At 69.2% G+C, this 15,926-nt stretch carries 14 protein-coding genes; 7 read left to right on the top strand and 7 right to left on the bottom strand.

The window, feature by feature from the left end; all coding sequences use genetic code 11:
- Positions 1-674: 674 nt before the first annotated feature.
- Entirely contained in the window at positions 675-1,082 is a 408-nt protein-coding gene (locus ACSURM_RS38815; RefSeq protein ID WP_436961391.1) for a hypothetical protein, read from the bottom strand.
- Positions 1,083-1,147: 65 nt separating this feature from the next.
- Positions 1,148-1,984, bottom strand: coding sequence for a peptidase inhibitor family I36 protein (locus ACSURM_RS38810; RefSeq protein WP_436961390.1), 837 nt, complete (start codon positions 1,982-1,984; stop codon positions 1,148-1,150).
- Between the two features lie 508 nt (positions 1,985-2,492).
- Between ACSURM_RS38810 and ACSURM_RS38805 the strand changes: the two genes are divergently transcribed.
- Positions 2,493-2,786 (top strand): hypothetical protein, encoded by a 294-nt coding sequence (locus ACSURM_RS38805; RefSeq protein WP_436961389.1) that lies wholly within the window; start codon positions 2,493-2,495, stop codon positions 2,784-2,786.
- Positions 2,783-2,908, top strand: a complete 126-nt coding sequence (locus ACSURM_RS38800; protein WP_436961388.1) for a hypothetical protein — start codon at positions 2,783-2,785, stop codon at positions 2,906-2,908. The genes ACSURM_RS38805 and ACSURM_RS38800 overlap by 4 nt, the downstream gene beginning before the upstream one ends.
- Positions 2,909-3,492: 584 nt before the next feature.
- Here the strand turns inward: ACSURM_RS38800 and ACSURM_RS38795 are convergent.
- Complete coding sequence (locus ACSURM_RS38795; protein ID WP_436961387.1) at positions 3,493-4,734, bottom strand: hypothetical protein; 1,242 nt, start codon at positions 4,732-4,734, stop codon at positions 3,493-3,495.
- A gap of 202 nt (positions 4,735-4,936) precedes the next feature.
- Here ACSURM_RS38795 and ACSURM_RS38790 point away from each other — a divergent pair, with 202 nt between their 5' ends.
- Entirely contained in the window at positions 4,937-5,341 is a 405-nt protein-coding gene (locus ACSURM_RS38790) for a hypothetical protein (RefSeq protein ID WP_436961386.1), read from the top strand.
- A 175-nt stretch (positions 5,342-5,516) separates the two neighbouring features.
- Here ACSURM_RS38790 and ACSURM_RS38785 read toward each other — a convergent pair whose 3' ends face one another.
- From ACSURM_RS38785 to sbnA, 4 genes are all read right to left on the bottom strand, one after another.
- A complete protein-coding gene (locus ACSURM_RS38785; protein WP_436961385.1) occupies positions 5,517-5,780 on the bottom strand; it encodes a hypothetical protein in 264 nt (87 codons plus the stop codon).
- On the bottom strand, positions 5,777-6,196 hold the full coding sequence (locus ACSURM_RS38780) for a hypothetical protein (protein WP_436961384.1): 420 nt from the start codon (positions 6,194-6,196) through the stop codon (positions 5,777-5,779). The genes ACSURM_RS38785 and ACSURM_RS38780 overlap by 4 nt, the downstream gene beginning before the upstream one ends.
- A 125-nt stretch (positions 6,197-6,321) precedes the next feature.
- Positions 6,322-7,680, bottom strand: a complete 1,359-nt coding sequence (locus ACSURM_RS38775) for a cation:proton antiporter (protein WP_436961383.1) — start codon at positions 7,678-7,680, stop codon at positions 6,322-6,324.
- A gap of 41 nt (positions 7,681-7,721) precedes the next feature.
- Entirely contained in the window at positions 7,722-8,660 is a 939-nt protein-coding gene (gene sbnA, locus ACSURM_RS38770; protein WP_436961403.1) for a 2,3-diaminopropionate biosynthesis protein SbnA, read from the bottom strand.
- 131 nt (positions 8,661-8,791) lie between these two features.
- Here sbnA and ACSURM_RS38765 point away from each other — a divergent pair, with 131 nt between their 5' ends.
- The 4 genes from ACSURM_RS38765 to ACSURM_RS38750 all read left to right on the top strand — a co-directional run bounded on the left by ACSURM_RS38765 (position 8,792) and on the right by ACSURM_RS38750 (position 15,926).
- Positions 8,792-9,730 (top strand): TauD/TfdA family dioxygenase, encoded by a 939-nt coding sequence (locus tag ACSURM_RS38765; RefSeq protein ID WP_436961382.1) that lies wholly within the window; start codon positions 8,792-8,794, stop codon positions 9,728-9,730.
- A 7-nt stretch (positions 9,731-9,737) separates the two neighbouring features.
- Positions 9,738-10,232, top strand: a complete 495-nt coding sequence (locus ACSURM_RS38760; RefSeq protein ID WP_436961381.1) for a flavin reductase family protein — start codon at positions 9,738-9,740, stop codon at positions 10,230-10,232.
- A 251-nt stretch (positions 10,233-10,483) separates the two neighbouring features.
- The gene (locus ACSURM_RS38755) at positions 10,484-14,869 is read left to right on the top strand and encodes a non-ribosomal peptide synthetase (protein ID WP_436961380.1); all 4,386 of its coding nucleotides are present in this window, start codon (positions 10,484-10,486) and stop codon (positions 14,867-14,869) included.
- A gap of 13 nt (positions 14,870-14,882) precedes the next feature.
- Positions 14,883-15,926: a ketoacyl-ACP synthase III family protein gene (locus ACSURM_RS38750; RefSeq protein WP_436961379.1), complete on the top strand. Its 1,044-nt coding sequence runs from the start codon at positions 14,883-14,885 to the stop codon at positions 15,924-15,926.

The raw sequence follows: 15,926 nt of genomic DNA, 5'->3' as shown, positions 1-15,926 counted from the left end.
CAGGTCGACGGTCAGTCCCGCCGGCAATCCCCGCTCCCCGTGCGCGCCGCGTACTCGCACCTGGACTCCGTCAGACGGACCGGTCCACAGCGGTGCCGTCGCACCACGCACCCCCGCCCGGTCCCGCTCCGCCGGATCCGGAAGCGCATCCCCGGCCGCCAGACGCTGCCAGCCGCTCCACCGGCCGGTCGCCACCGACCTGGTCCGCACCTGCACCGTCCCGTCCAGCCGGCCACGGGCGTCACTCCAGCTGACCGCCAGCATCCGGAACGGCTTCGTCGACCGGGCCCCCAGGTCACGCCCGTCGGCCGAAGTGCCGGTCACGCCCAGCGAGTCCACCGACGCCCGCACCACCTGCGGCCGATGTGCGGAACCGGCTGCTCCGCCGTCCCCGGAGGAGACGTTCACCACCACGACGGCTCCCGCTCCCCCTACGAGCACGGCCCCAGCCGCCAGCCACACCCGCGCCCGTCTGCGCCGCGGCGCCCGAACGCCGCCTGCTCCAGCTCTCATGACCATCCTTTTTCCGAATACCGCCACAGCGGCTGTCGTGCGCATGCCGCACGTGCCAACGGATGGTAGAGGCGAGAACCGCTCCGGTTACCGGCAGGGGACCACAACAACGGCAGCCGCTAGAAGCCGGGTGACGTCGTGCCGGTTGCTGCCGGGGTCGTCTACTTCTTGTGAAGCTGCTGGGTGACGAGGGCGTCGTTGAGGACGTTGTAGATGGTCACTGTGGTGGCTTTGGGTGCGTCGCCGGCGTAGGAGCGGTAGACGTCGGCGAGCTGCTTGGCCGTCGTAGTGGCGGTGTCATCGGTGCCGATGCGGGTGCTGATCAGGACGTGTCCGTCCTCGCGGTCGAAGACGCGGTCGACCGTGCTGGTGATCTTCGCGTGATGGTGGTCCTTGCCGTACGCACGGAATCGTTCGGCGCTGTGGGTCATGGCTGCGCTGTTGTCTGAGACGGGGAACTTGTCGGGGATGGGGGACTCTCCGGGGGCCTCGCTGGAGCAGGCCGTCATCGCGAGGGCGAGCATCGCTGCGGGCACGGCGGTGCGGACGGCGGTACGCCGGATGTTCACGCAGATCTCCTTCTGGAACAGGAGGAACGGCGAGGGCTCGGGCCCCCGCCGTTCAACAGGATGGGTCAGTACTTGATCGCGTCGATCTTGTCGTTCCAGTTGCCTCCGCCGGCATACAGCGGGTAGCCGTACTTCTTGAAGTTCTTGTAGATGTTCTGGGCCCCCAGGAACAAGTGCGGGTCCGGCATCCCGGTGCGGATGTCGTAGCATTCCACGCCGCGCTGGGCGCGGTTGACGTAGGCGCTGGAGGTCTTGTCGCGGAAGCCCCACTTGCTCAAGTGGCGGGTCTTCGACGTCGGCTGGGTGGGAAACTTCAGCATCCGGCCCTTGAAGTCCGCATGTTCCCACAGGCACACGTTGTACACGGGGCAGGCCGTGTAAAGGGCGGAGATCACTCCCGAGCCGGGACCCGCAGGATCCTTTTCGTCCGGCTCGGCGATCGTGGAGCCGCCGTCGCCCGTGGTGACGTCGTCGGTGTACTCGTCGTCCTCGTCCGCCGGGTCAGCCGTGGCCGCAGCGGGAGCCGTGGAGGCCAGGGAAACGTTCTTGCGCTGGAGCGCGGGGTGCGTGGCCTTGCTCTTGGCGAGGTCTTGGTTGGACTCCTCCACGGAGTCCCAGCACTTGGCCTGGCCGGTGACGGGGTCCTCACCGCAGACAGCGGCGCCCTGCCAGCCCTCCGCCAGGTTGATCTTGCGGCCGTTGTAGTCCGCGATGACTCCACCCTCCGCGTCGTCCGCAGCGACGTCCTCGTGGAGCTGTGCTTCCTCACCGGGGGTCAACGCACCGGAGGTCGGCGTGCCTTCCTGCGGCGAGGGGGTCGTGCCAAGTTCACCGGCGGTGGCCGGCGTGGACAGCAGGGCCGCGGTCACAGCAGTAACCGCGACATAAAGGATCTTTCTCACGTCAATGATCATAAGTGGGTAGAAAATGTGAAAAAGGTACAAATTGAGTGACCATGATCACTTTCAGCTTCGTGCACCACAGGAGACGGGCAAACGAAGCGTCAGGTCACAGCAAAGTCAGTGATGAAGGCCACATGGAGGCCGACGGAGGGCCAGGGGCTCACTGAATCCGTGGGACGGGACACGAGGTTCATCTCGCTCGCCCCTCACCGACGTCACGTGGGGCTATGACGGCACCGGTCCGGTCACGTTCGCGAGGGCTCTGTCCTTCGCGGTCCTGGGTCACCCCGACCCTGACAACCCCCAGGCATTCGATGAGCGGCCGTCCGCCGTACGCGACTATCTGGAGCGCCTGGTCACCGAGGAGGTGGCCAGAATGAGCCGTTCTGGATCACCGCGGGCGCCCTGCGCGGTGCCGGCCGATAGGCGTCCAGGCTGCGGGCGGGAAACCTACCTGCGGCCCGGCACGGCACAGCAAGATGTCACTGAGGAACGAAGGGGAATCATCATGCCGAACAGCGGAGTCAGCATCACCGACCAACTGGGCCCGTACGAGTGGTCGAACGAGGAGACAGCCAGGTACGAGGCGGTGAACGGGGCGGTCGGCGCCTACAGCGCGCTCATCGCCTCCGAGGGGGCCAAGCCCGAGCCGGACCAGGCGGTCATCGCCGAAGCCCGGACGACTCAGGCCCGGCTCGCCCGCGAGCGCGAGGGCCTGCGCTCTGCCGACCGCGAGCAGATCGCCGAGGCTCGCGCCGGCTACGCGCAGCTCGCCCGCGAGATGCTGGGGAGGATCGCGTGATAGACCCAGCAGAGTTTGTCGGCATCGACCGGTGGGGCCACGTCACCGGCGGCATGGTCCCCGACTCCGTCCCCCGCGCCATCAAGCGAATCTCCACGCGGGCCGGGGTGCCGATCGCCTGAACCGGGCACTCCCTGCGCATCGGCCTGGCCTCCGTCGCCCGCTGCAAGGGCCGCGACGGCATCGCCATCGCCGACCAGGGCGGCTGGACCCGCCACTCCCGCTCCATGCTCAACTACATGCAGCGCAACGACGGCTGGGACGACAACGCCTCCGCCGGCCTCACCTGACACGGAACGGAACGGAACACGTCAGCCCCGGTGGACCTGTTACCTCCAACAGGTCCACCGGGGCTGAGGCGTCAGAAGCGGGCGTCCGGATCCCGCGTCGGCTCTCCGATGGCGAAGTCCAGCTACCCCTGCACGCCCCGCTGGGGAGCGGGGCGGCGCGCCGCCCCTGTTCGTCGGCGCTCGGAGGGCACCGGGTCCCGACGCTTCGCCTGCGCAGGCGGCAGCCGCAGGAGGTCGTGCCGGACGTCCTCCCCATGGGTGCCGACGACCACCGGCCCGCCGGCACCCCCCCTGCAGCCGCGCGGCGCCGGCCAGGCGTACACCGCGGCGGTCGCCAGGGTGGCCGGGGCCGAGGGTGTGGCGTGGGCCCCTCATGCGGACGCGGACGTAGCACTCGCGGATGAGGCTGCCCACGTTCACTCGTTTGGGGACTCCGTTGCCAGCGGGATATCGCACCGCCAGCAGCCGTTCGCGTGGTCGTCCTGGCAGATGTAGCCGATGGCACCATCCACGCACCATTCGGCGGCCTCCTCGGACAGCAGGTCGGGCCCGGCAAGGAGCAGCCGACGAAGTTCCGTGGTGTCCGCAATGTCGGCCGGGCGGTTGGTGAACCACTCGTCGAACCAAGGCTTGTCCCGGTACATGCGCCAGTGCGCATTCTCCCGGTCGTCGACAGCCGTAAGGAACCGATCGACGATGCGCCCCCAACTCGGTGCTCCGAACCAGCCGTTGTCAAACGCGCAGAAGAATTCGATCAGGGTTCGCAGGCCGAACTCCTTCTCGCGAAGGCGGTACGTTCGCCCCCAAGCGATCGCGTCCTGCGCCATCTCCGCGAGTTCTTCTCGCGGATCAACCTCGTGCGCCGGGTCGTCAGGGTTGTGGCAGGCCAGCCCGAGCTCGAGTACGGACTGCCCTGTCGGTAGAACCCGGGACGGGTTGACGATCGCGAGGCCGAGACCGATCCAGTCGACATGGTCGAACGACAGCATCGAGCGCACGAGTCGGGTGGTTGCCGTGTTGATCCGCATCATTGTGCCGTCGTGGAGCGGACTCTTCCCGGCATGCCAGTTCTCGACGGGTGTGTTGCGCCACACGGCGAGCGTGATGCGGGTGGCAGCGAGCCACAGCAGGGCGTCGTCGTCGAGGTGCCCGAACCGCTTGGCACACTCCTGGGCGCCGTAGGTGATCAACTCTTCCGGTTTCGGCCACCTGTGGCTGTCAGGCCCTTCGGGCGCGTACTCGTAGTCGTCGGCGTACTCGTCGAGGATCGCGCTCAGCTCGGTTGCGCTGTAAGCCTCGCTGTACTCGGAGCCGTCCGGCCCCTCGACGGTGTACATGTCGTGGTCCCAGGAGACGTACACGTCGCCCCAGAGCACGACGTCATCGCACTCGCTGGCGTTGTCCGTCACAACCGGCCTGATGGTGATCGGGGCAGTACGCCCGTCGGTTCGCTCGCCGTCCTTCTCGGCGGCCCATGCGGTGATGACCCCGAGCGGCTTCGGAAGGAGAGGACCGACCTCGGTGATGCTGAACGGCTCGTCGTCGTCATCGGTATCGAACCGGCTGTTGACGAACGCGACCGCCTCGGAGGGCGTGCTGACGATGGACTGGCTACCACTCTCGTTGTCAACTACACGCCACAACGCCCTGTTCTTCACGGTGCTCTCCGATCGGGGTGAGTGCACCCGGGGTGGGGTGCGATGCGCCGGGTCGCTCGGCACTGACACCAACTTATGGGCTGATCAACCCATCCGTAGTCACGAAGGTGCTTGTCGGGGATAACGTTCGGTACGTTCGCGTGCAACCTGCCTTTTTGCGACCGCGGCGACACATCAGAGTCCAACGGCGCAGGAGGTGAAGATGGCGCTGAACAAGAAGGGTTCCCGGCGCATAACCGTTGACGGGATCGAGTACCGCTGGCGGATCCGCAGGAAGCCCTCCTACATGCAGGGACTCTGCTGGACACCACTGACCTATGCGGTTGAAGCAGCCAGCGGCAGCCAGCCGGGCACGACCTTGGTCGTCACCAGTGGCCAGGCCCATCCCAGCAACTGGGTGGGTGCCGAGGCAGTGCCCATCCGCCCAGCCACAAACGGCGGCCCCTCGGAGCATGGCCGCTGTATGCAGCAGCCGTGCATGGATCTCCTGCCGGACATGGCAGATCTGCGCTGTCGCAGCCGCCGGGACGGCCCCGTGCTCCTGCTGCCTGCCTCTGAAGCAGTGGGTATTGGCGGGAAGCAGCGAGGTCCGAGCAGCGTGCAGTAGCTGGCCGTGCTGCCCCGGCCGGGGCCGGCCTGCCCCCCGAGCAGCACAAGTGTGCCGCCTGGCCCATGCAAATGCTGCGCTGCACCCGCGACGGTGCCGTGCAGGGCACGGCGGTCGCCGGACATCGCGTAGCGGCGGGCGGCGAGGCCGTGTTCGAGGGGTTCGCCGAGCAGCGTCAGGACGTCGGCGGCCTCGGCGTCGGAGAGGTAGACGGGGCGATTTCGAGCATCAGCTCCCCGATCGCGTGGCTGCTGGCGGCAAGGTCATCGACGACGCGGCGCAGCGCGGCGACGGTCGGGTCCGCCGGCGCATCGGCGGGCGGCGGTGTCGGGGCGGTGCGGACGCCGCGGACGGCCCGGCGGACCACGGCACGCACCGTGGCAGTGTCGAGGACCTGGAGGCCGCTGTGGGCGAGCGCGGCGAGGCGGCGGGTGATCACTCCGCGACATCCTCCACGCGGCTGGAGACATCGATCAGGGCGCACTGGGACAGGCCGTAGTCGAGCGCGGCCGCGCCGTCCGCGGCGCTGTCTCGCGTGCGAGACGAATCGGTGCCGGCGGCGACGGCGCCGTGGACCGCGGCGAGCGCGCGGGCGCCATCGAGCAGCCGGTACGCCTGGGCGCGGCTGATGCCGAACTCCGCGGCGCAATAGGACTCCCAGCTCGAGTGTCCGAGGGGGAGCCAGACGCGGGTGGCATGCGCATCGCGGACCCAGACGGCGAGCACCACCACAAAGCACCGGACATCGTCCATCGCCTCGCGCACCCTGGCCGTCATCTCCCAGGCACCCGCCACACTCAGCGGCAACCGCGCCGGTTCGACACCGTGCTCCTGGCCCTCGTACTCCTCACCCACGCCCCCAACAACCTGCGCCGATGCGAGGGCATCCACGCGAACTGATGACCCTCCCGAGCGCTTCCTCACTGTCCCGGCGGTGCACCTCGCTCCGGGTGGGGGTGACGCACCGCCGGTTCCGCCGCCTACTGCTGCCGAGGCCGTGGGCTGTGCGCCGCGCTCAGTGTGCCGTTGTCGGGCCATACGCCGCCGTCGCTCCGTGCCCGCAGGCGCAGGTGCTCCTCCTCGGTGTACTCGACGCGTTTCATCGCCAACCGCAGCAGCGGCGGCGCCATGACCGAGGTGACCACCGCTACGAGCACGATGATGGTGTAGGCGGCCACGTTCAGGATGCCCAGTCGCAGGCCGACCATCGCCGCGATCACCTCGATGACGCCACGCGCGTTCATCCCGGCACCGAGCGCCAGCGCCTCCCACTTGCCGAGCCGGCTCAGCCGAGCCCCGAGATAGGCGCCGGCGAACTTGCCGGCGATCGCGACGGCGAGTACGGCGCAGGCGGCAGCGAGCACGGTGGGCCGGCTCAGTGCCCGCAGATCGACCCGGAGCCCCGCCGTCGCGAAGAACAGGGGGGCCAGCACGCAGAGGACGACCGTACGGAGCGAGGCCAGGTGGGAACGCGTGAACTCCCGGCAGGAACCGATGAGCGTGCCGCAGACGAAGGCTCCGAAGACCGCCTCGAGGCCGAGTGATTGGGTGCCGGCCGCTGCGAACAGGACGAGAACAGCGACGATGGCGACCGTACGGTCCTGGGAACCACGGTTCAGACGCAGCACCACTCGCACGACCGGACGTCCGATCAGCACCGCGACGAGCACGACGAGCAGCAGGTGCGCGAGCGCCAGGGCGAACTTGCCGGTGGTCAACCCGTCGACGGCCATCGCGGAAACCACCGACAGCATGAGCCAGCCGAAAGCGTCATCGATCGTGCCGGCCATGAGGGTCAACTGGCCCACGTTGCGGTGGATGAGGTTCATGTCCATGAGCGTCTTGGCGATGACCGGAATCGCGCTGACGCACATGGCGACGCCCATGAAGACCGCGAAGACCGTCGTGTCGACGTTCGCCGGGGAGAGCACCTTCGCCAGCGCATAGCCCACACCGATGCCGAGCCCCAAGGGTATGAGCAGACCGGACAGGCTGATATGCAGCGCCGTACGACCACGGCGGCGCAGCAGGGCGAGATCCATCTCGATCCCGGTGATGCCGACGAGCAGCACCACTGCGATCTGGCCCACGGCGTCGAGCATGTGCATCCGGGCCGGGTCGGACGGCAGGAGCCAGTCCGAGGCACCCGGCGCCAGCCACCCGAACAGCGAGGGCCCCAGCAGCACGCCCGCGAGCATCTCGCCGACGATGGGCGGCATCCTGGCCCTCATCGCGAGGCGCCCGAGAAGAACGGCCGTGAGGAGCAGCACCGCCACCTGGAGCAGGAAGACGAGCAGCGAGCCGGAACCTATCGGTGGCACCGGAGCAGCCAACGGCATCGGAACTCCTCGGATGGTTCACATGGGGGGTGAGTCGGTCTTCAGCGGAAGGAGTCGGCGACCCAGTCGTCGTCGTAGATCGTCTCGAGGTAGTGGTGGCCGAGATCGGGTGAAATGGCGACCGCGGTCAGTTCGTCGGGTGTTTCCGCGGCAGCGAGCCAGTCGAGAGCTCCCTGGACCACCGTGCCTGTCGAGCCGCCCAGGAGGAATCCATGCCGGACAAGCTCATGGCAGGTCCGGACGGTGTCGGGCTCGGCGACATGAACGACGGCGTCCACGAGGTCGGTGTCCAGGATCTCGGGGCGCACGCTGGTACCGAGGCCGGGAATGAGACGACGGGCCTCGGGCTGACCGAACGTCACCGAGCCCACGACATCGACGGCCACGATGGTCACCGAGGGGCGTGTCTCCCGGAAATAGCGGGCGCAGCCCATGAGGGTGCCGGTCGTGCCCGCACCGATGAAGAGGACGTCGAGTTCCGGAAACGCCTTGGCGATCTCCTGGGCAGTGGTGCGGTAGTGTCCCGTCCAGTTACCCGCGTTGGCGTACTGGTTGAGCCACCGATAGGCGGGATTGTCCGCGCACAGCTTCCGGACATGAGCCAGCCTCGCACCGAGGAACCCGCTCACCGGGTTCGGCTGGGTGACGACGTGCACCTCACTGCCGAGTGTCTCCATGGCGCGACGTGCCGCCCGGTTGCACCGCGTGTCGGTGACACAGACGAACCGGTAGCCCCGCTGGGCAGCCACGATGCTCAACGCCATGCCCATGTTCCCGGAGGACGATTCCACCAGGGTGTCCCCGGGAGCGAACAGCCCTTCCCGCTCGCCCATGTCCACCATTTCGACGGCGGCCTTAATCTTGATGGAGCCGGCGAAGTTGAACCCTTCGCACTTGAGCATGAGCCGACGTCCGGTTATGTCGAAGAGATCGATATAGAGGTCACCAACATTGAATCCCAGGGGATTCGAGACAATCATCGTCACATCGACATGGTCCCCACGCACCTCCATAGAAAAGCTATATCGACACCACCGAATAGAAACGGTAGGGAGAAAATATAGATCTCGCGGGCAGCGTCTGTGCTCAGTGTTTTCGAAGGGAGAGACCGATGGCCGGCGACCGGGACTGGTTCCCACTTGAGCTCACTCCGAGCGGAACCGGAGTCCCCGCGGGCCCGCAGGGTCTTGCGGAGTATCTACGGGGCATCGACCTTCACGAGGCGCTCATGAAGGCTAAAGCGATCGTCTTCCGCGGCTTCGGAATTACACTCGACGACCTGGAGCCGACGCTCGACCTCTTTCTGCCTGACCGACTCGCCTACGTTCACGGGAATTCGCCGCGCACCAAAGTGGGAAAGAACGTCTACACGTCAACGGAATACCCCGCAGAATTCACCATTTCGATGCACAACGAGTTGTCGTACTCACACCACTGGCCGGCGCGGCTGCTGTTCTACTGCGAGCAACAGCCCGCCACCGGCGGCGCGACTCCGCTGGTGGACGGGGCCCGATGGCTGGCCGCGCTGGACGACAAAGTACGCAGCGCCTTCGCCGACGGGATCCGCTATACGCAGAACCTGCACGGCGGAAAGGGACTGGGCAAGAGCTGGCAGGAGACGTTCGAGACCGATGACCCGGCCGAGGTAGAGAACTTCCTCACCGCGACCAGGACGTCGTGGGAATGGAAGTCCGACGGCGGTCTGCGCATCACTCAGGTGAGGCCAGCGACGCGCCGTCATCCCGTCACCGGCGACGAGGTCTGGTTCAACCAGGCCGACCAGTGGCATGCGGCCGGGCTGGGCGACGAGACCGCCGCTGCGCTGCGGGCCATCCTTCCCGAGGAGGAGCTGCCTCAGAACGTCACCTTCCCCGACGGCGCACCGGTCCCGGAGGAATACGTCGTCCAGATCCGCGAACGCGGTCTGCGCGAGGCCGTCGACGTCGAGTGGCGCACAGGCGATGTACTCCTCGTGGACAACCTCGCGGTGGCACACGGTCGGCGCCCCTTCACCGGACGTCGGCGGGTTCTCGTCGCCATGTCGGACTGATCCGGCGATGACCGCCCCAACGCAGCAACCAGGACTCGCCGACGCGTTGCGGCGCGCGGCCCGACGGTTCGTCACCGGTGTGGCCATCGTCGCCGTCCGCAGCGGCGACCGCACCCACGCGCTCACCGCCAACTCTCTGGTGACGCTCTCCCTCGACCCCGCGCTCGTGGGTATCTGCATGCGCCCGCAGGGACGGATGCGGCCGCTGATGGGTCCGGGCCGCCGGTTCGGTATCAGTGTGCTGAGCACGTCGCAGTCCCACTACGCGAGGCACTTCGCCGATGTGCGGCGCACCGGCGCCGTGCCGCTCCTGGTGCCCCTGACCGCCGACGGCCCGCCCCTCGTCCCCGGGTGCGTCGCCTATTTCGTCTGCGAGTTCGCGCAGGTTCATCCGGTTGGCGACCATGATCTGATCGTGGGCGCGGTAGTGAGCTGCGGCGTCGGCACGGAAGGCGACCCGCTCGCCTTCGTGGACGGCGAGTTCCGGGGCGGCGCGGGATGAGTGCGAGGGCACCGGCCGGCTCTCCGGACGGACGCCCGTGGTCCCGCCCCCGCCCCCGCCGGTGTCGGAACCGGTGCGCGTACGCCCGCCCGCAGGCCGGCCAGGCACTGCGCGGGCCGGGCAGCGAGCACTGGCGCGGGGCCCACCCGCCGTCACGCTTCCGCCCGGCCCGGCGCATCGCTCGCTCCTGGCATCGCACGGGGCCCGGACTGCGATGCCGTCGGACACCCCTCTGGAGGATGTGAAGCGCTATGACCGACGCGGCACGACTGTCACTGTCCGCAGCCCAGCAGGGCGTGTGGTTCGCCCATCTCCTGGACCCGACGCAGCAGACCTTCAACTGCGCCGAGTACCTCGCCGTCGAGGGACCGGTCGACGAGGAGGTCTTCCGTTACGCCTGGGCCCGGCTGCACGCCGAGACCGACGTGCTGCGCGTCCGGTCCATCGTCTCGGACGAGGGGCTGTGGCAACTGGTCGAGCCGCCGGGGGAGGCTGACCTGCCGTTGGTCGACTGCTCCGGCGCCCCCGATCCCGAGGCCGCCGCCCACCGTTGGATGCGGGAAGACCTGACCCGCCCGGTCGACTTGTCCCAGCCGCCGATCTCCACCTTCGCGCTGCTGCGGCTGGCCCCCGACCGCCACTGGTTCTACTACCGACTGCATCACGTCCTCGTCGACGGCTACAGCGTTCGGATGATCGGGCGGCGTCTGGCGGAGATTTACTCCGCGCTGGCCGCCCACCGACAGGTTCCGGAGCCGGGCTTCGCCCCGCTCGGCGTACTTCTCGACGAGGACCGCGCCTACCGGACGTCTGCCGAGTACCAGCGGGATCGCGAGTACTGGACGCGGCGCTTCGCCGACCGGCCCGCCGCCACCCGGCTCCCCGGCCGGATCAAGCGGCCCGGCGAGGACCGCCCGCTGCGCCTGAGCGCGCCCGGCACGCTGAGCGCGTCCGAGGCCGAACGGCTGACGGAGGTCGCTGTGGCGGCCGGTGTCACCTGGCAGGTCGTTCTGCTGTCCGTGATCGCCGCCTACACCAGGCGCGTGACCGGGGAGCGGGAGGTGATCCTCGGCCTGCCGGTGGCCGGACGCCGCAGCAGCGCCTCCCGCCGGGCGCCGGGCATGGCGACCAACTCCGTGGCGCTGCGGCTGTCCGTCGATCCCGACCGCTCCCTGAGGGAGCTGATACCCCAGGTCGCCGAGGAGATCAGGGCCGCGCTGCGGCACGAGCGGTATCGCGCCGAGGACCTGCGCCGCGATCTCGGCCTGGAGGAGGACGGCCGCCCGTTCATCGGCCCGATGGTCAACTTCATGCCCGAAGAGCCGGCCCTGCACTTCGGCACATACCCGGCGACCGCCCACAACCTGGCCTCGGGACCGATCGTCGACTTCTCCGTCAGTGTCACCGGTTCCACGGACACAACCGACCTGGCCCTCGTCCTCGAAGCCAACCCCGAGTACCACGATCCCGACGGATTCCGCCACCATCACGAACGGCTGACGGCGTTCCTCGCTCAGGCGCTGGCCGCGCCGGACAGACCCGTCCGGCGACTCGACGCCCTGCTGCCCGAGGAGCGGCGGCAGCTCCTGGCCGATGGCAACGGCGCCGCACGGCCGACACCCGCGCGGACCGTACCCGAGTTGTTCGCGGAGCAGGTGGCGCGAACCCCGGACGCGATCGCGGTACGGCACGAAGGCCGAACCTGGACCTACGCGGCACTCGACGCGTGGGCCGAATCCCTCGCCTGCGATCTGCGCGGGCAGGGAACGGGCCCGGAGGACTTCGTGGCGCTCCGCCTGCGCCGTTCGCCGGAACTGATCGTGGCCATGCTCGCGGTGCTGAGGACGGGAGCGGCCTACGCACCGGTGGACCCGGACTATCCCGCCGAACGGATCGCGTACATGCTTGCCGATCTGGCACCACGCCTGGTGATCACCGAAGTGGCACCCCCACCGGCCGACGTCCGGCCCAGCGCGCCGGTCACACCGGTGGACCCCGCGAGCCCCGCCTATCTGATCTACACCTCCGGTTCCACCGGGAAGCCGAAGGCGGTGGTGGTGCCGCACGCGGCACTGCGGAACTTCGTGCTGGACCACGCCCGGCGCTTCTCCCTGGACGGGTCGAGCCGGGTCCTGCAGTACGTCTCGCCCAGCTTCGACGTCGCCACCGGCGACATCTGGCCCACGCTGCTGACGGGCGGCTGCCTCGTCCTCGCCCCGGAGGCGCGGACCACCGAGGCGGAGACCCTGCTGGCGCTGTGCGCCAGCGAGCGGATCACCCATGCCGCGATCCCTCCGGCGATGCTCGCGCAGCTGCCGGAGACCGCGCTGCCGGACCTGGCCGTTCTGATCACCGGGGGTGAACGGCCGGGCCCCGAGACCGTCCGGCGGTGGGCACCGGGACGGCGGATGGTCAACGTCTACGGTGTCACCGAGGCGGCCGTCGCCAGCACGACGAGCCCGCTGGTCGTCGGAGAACCCGCCGTCATCGGCAGCCCCATCGACAACGTCCGGGTCTACGTCCTGGACTCCGGGCTGGAACCGCTTCCGCCGCAGGCGCCGGGTCAGTTGTTCATCGCGGGCGACGGGCTGGCGCGCGGCTACCTGGGCCGGCCCGGCCTCACGGCAGAGCGTTTCCTTCCCTGCCCGTACGGGCCACCGGGCTCCCGCATGTACGCCACCGGTGATCTCGTACGGTGGCGGCACGACGGCCGGCTGGAGTTCCAGGGCCGTGTCGACGACCAGGTCAAGGTGCGAGGTTTCCGCATCGAGCCCGGCGAGATCGAGGCGACACTCACCGGTCACCCCGCCGTTCGCGGCGCGGTCGTGGTGGTACGCGACGACCAGCCGGGCCGCACCCAACTGGTCGCGTACGTGCAGCCGCACGCCGACGTCAGGACGACACCGGTCCAGTTGCGCCGGTTTCTCACCCATTCCCTCCCGGACCACATGGTGCCCGCCGCCGTGGTCCTGCTCGACGAGATTCCCCTGACGCCCAACGGCAAGGTCGACCGCCGGGCGCTGACCGCCCCCGTCGCCGCACCGGCCGGTGCGGACGAGCCGCCCGCCGGGTCCCGGGAAGCGGCGCTGTGCGCGCTGTTCGCCGACATCCTGGGCGTGGCACGGGTCGGCCTGCACGACTCGTTCTTCGACCTCGGCGGTGACAGCATCGCGGTCGTCCCCCTGGTCTCCAGAGCACTGGCCAAGGGCATCGAGTTCAGCGCCCGTGACGTCTTCCGGCACCCCACCGTCGCGGAACTGGCCCCGGTGACGGGTGCCGTGACGACCGGGACCGGCGGCTTCGCGAGCGCGGCCGTCCCGCTCACCGCGGAGCACCTGGAAGCGTTGCGCGGGGCGTACCCGACCATGTCCGAGGTGCTGCCGCTGGCGCCCCTGCAGGAGGGGTTCCTGTTCCACTCCCGGCTGGCCGGTCCGTCCGGGGACGCCTACACCTCCCAGATGACCTTCGACCTGGACGGCGCGCTGCGGGCGTCGAAGCTGCTGGAGGCCGCCGGGGAACTGCTGCGGCGGCACCCCAACCTCCGGGTGGCGTTCGTCTACGACGACTTGCCCGAACCGGTGCAGGTGGTCTGCGCGGATCTCACGGTCCCCTGGGCGGAGACGGACCTGTCCGGCCTGCCCGAGGACGCGCGCGAGCAGGAGGCACGGCGGCTCGCCGCCGCGGAACGCGACAGAGGGTTCGACCCGGCCGTAGCACCGCTGCTGCGGCTGATGCTGCTGCGGCTGTCCGACGCCTCCCACCGGCTGGTGCTGACCGCCCATCACATCCTCTGGGACGGGTGGTCGACCTCCCTCCTCCTCCGCGAGCTGTTCACGCTGTACGCCGGTGGCTCCCTGCCCCCGGTGGTCCCCTACCGCCGCTATCTGGACTGGCTGGCCGGCCGGGACCGCGCCGAGTCGAGGCAGGCATGGGCCGCCGCGCTGGCCGGGCTGGACAAGCCCGTCCTCGTCGCTCCCGGGGCTCCTCCCGCAGGCCGGCACGAGCAGGTCAGATGCGATCTGGACGCGGATCTCACCAGTGCCGTGCACGGCTACGCGCGCTCGCACGGATTGACAGTGAACACCCTGGTGCAGGCCGCCTGGGGCAGTGTGCTGAGTCAGGTCACCGGAGCCGACGACGTGGTCTTCGGATGCTCGGTGTCCGGGCGTGCGCCGGAGCTGCCCGGAAGCGAGCAGCTGGTCGGGCTGCTCACCAACACGATTCCGGTGCGGGTACGGCGATCGGCCGGCGAATCCCTGCCCGACTCGCTCACCCGGTTGCAGCGCGAGCAGGCGGAACTGATGCCGCACCACCATCTGGGACTGGGCGAGATCCTGCGCCAAGCCGGGCTCGGCACGAGTCTGTTCGACACGGCGATCATGTTCGTCAACTACTCCTTCGACCCGGCACACTGGGCCGCCCCGCTGACGGACGTGAAGCTGACGGGCTTCGAAGTGGAGGACGACACCCACTACCCGCTGCGGCTGGCCGTGGTACCCGGCACCCCGTTCCATCTGCGGCTGGGATTCCACCCGGAGCAGTTCCGGCGCGCCGAGGCCGAGCGCCTGCTCTCCCGGCTGGTCGGTGCCTTCGAAACGATCGTCGCCGGCGAGACGCGCCGGCCCGGAACGCTGTAGCGAGGGATCTCGGTTGAACGTCACCGGCGTGTACTTGAAGAGCATCGGCATCCACCTTCCGCCCATCACGAGCATCGCCTCGGCAGTGCGCAGCGGGCTCTATCCCGCGGCGGAGGCCGAGGTCCACGAACTGACCGGGGTCGCCGTCGCCGACGGCACACCGGCGCCGGAGATGGCCCTGGCGGCGGCTCGGCAGGCCTTCGAACGCGTCGGGCATCCGCCGCGGGACATCGGTCTGCTGCTCTACGCGAGCTCCTGGCACCAGGGCCCGGACGGCTGGCAGCCGCAGTACCTGCTGCAGCGCGCCCTCGTCGGCGGCGACGTGCTGGCGGTCGAGGTCAGACAGGGCTGCAACGGCATGTTCGCCGCCCTCGAACTCGCCGCGGGCTATCTGAACGGTGACGGACGGTCGGTGCACGCACTGCTGGTCGCGGCCGACAACTTCGGCACCCCGCTGATCGACAGGTGGCGGATGGGCCCCGGCTATGTGGCGGGCGACGGAGCCAGCGCGCTGCTGCTCACCACCGAGCCGTCGTTCGCCCGGCTGCTGGCCGTCGGCTCCGGTGCCGTGCCGGAGGCCGAGCAGATGCACCGCGGTGCGGAACCGCTCTTCCCGCCGGGTCCGACCCTCGCACGTCCGCTGGACTTCGCCGCCCGCAACTCCGAGTACAAACGCCAGGCGATCGCGGACGGCACAGGCACGGCCGCGCTGATCCGCATCCACCAGCAAACCCTCACGGTGGTGGAGCGCACTCTGGCGGAAGCCGGACTGGACATCGGCGATGTCGCGCGGGTCGCCTACATGAACTACTCCCGGGAGATCGTGGAGCAGCGGTGCATGGCGGCGCTCGGGCTGGCCATGTCCCGCTCGACCTGGGAGTTCGGCCGGACGGTCGGCCATCTGGGTGCCAGCGACCAAGTGGTCTCGCTGAACCACCTCCTGGAGCGCGGCGAACTCAAGCCGGGCGACGTGATGCTCCTGCTCGGCGTAGGCCCCGGAGTGACGGTCTCCTGCGCGGTGGTGGAGATCGCCGAACCGGTGCCCTGGCACGGCTGA

The organism is Streptomyces sp. SudanB182_2057 (assembly GCF_964272715.1).
Lineage (GTDB): Bacteria > Actinomycetota > Actinomycetes > Streptomycetales > Streptomycetaceae > Streptomyces > Streptomyces rubradiris.
The sequence above is the reverse complement of the archived record's forward strand: the minus strand, read 5'-3'. Positions and strand labels throughout refer to the sequence as shown.

Bases quoted from the DNA above. Each gene is read 5' to 3' on its own strand.
- ACSURM_RS38805 (WP_436961389.1), top strand. From the start codon at position 2,493: ATGCCGAACAGCGGAGTCAGCATCACCGACCAACTGGGCCCGTACGAG.
- ACSURM_RS38790 (WP_436961386.1), top strand. From the start codon at position 4,937: ATGGCGCTGAACAAGAAGGGTTCCCGGCGCATAACCGTTGACGGGATC.
- ACSURM_RS38775 (WP_436961383.1), bottom strand. From the start codon at position 7,680: ATGCCGTTGGCTGCTCCGGTGCCACCGATAGGTTCCGGCTCGCTGCTC.
- sbnA (WP_436961403.1), bottom strand. From the start codon at position 8,660: ATGATTGTCTCGAATCCCCTGGGATTCAATGTTGGTGACCTCTATATC.
- ACSURM_RS38765 (WP_436961382.1), top strand. From the start codon at position 8,792: ATGGCCGGCGACCGGGACTGGTTCCCACTTGAGCTCACTCCGAGCGGA.
- ACSURM_RS38760 (WP_436961381.1), top strand. From the start codon at position 9,738: ATGACCGCCCCAACGCAGCAACCAGGACTCGCCGACGCGTTGCGGCGC.
- ACSURM_RS38755 (WP_436961380.1), top strand. From the start codon at position 10,484: ATGACCGACGCGGCACGACTGTCACTGTCCGCAGCCCAGCAGGGCGTG.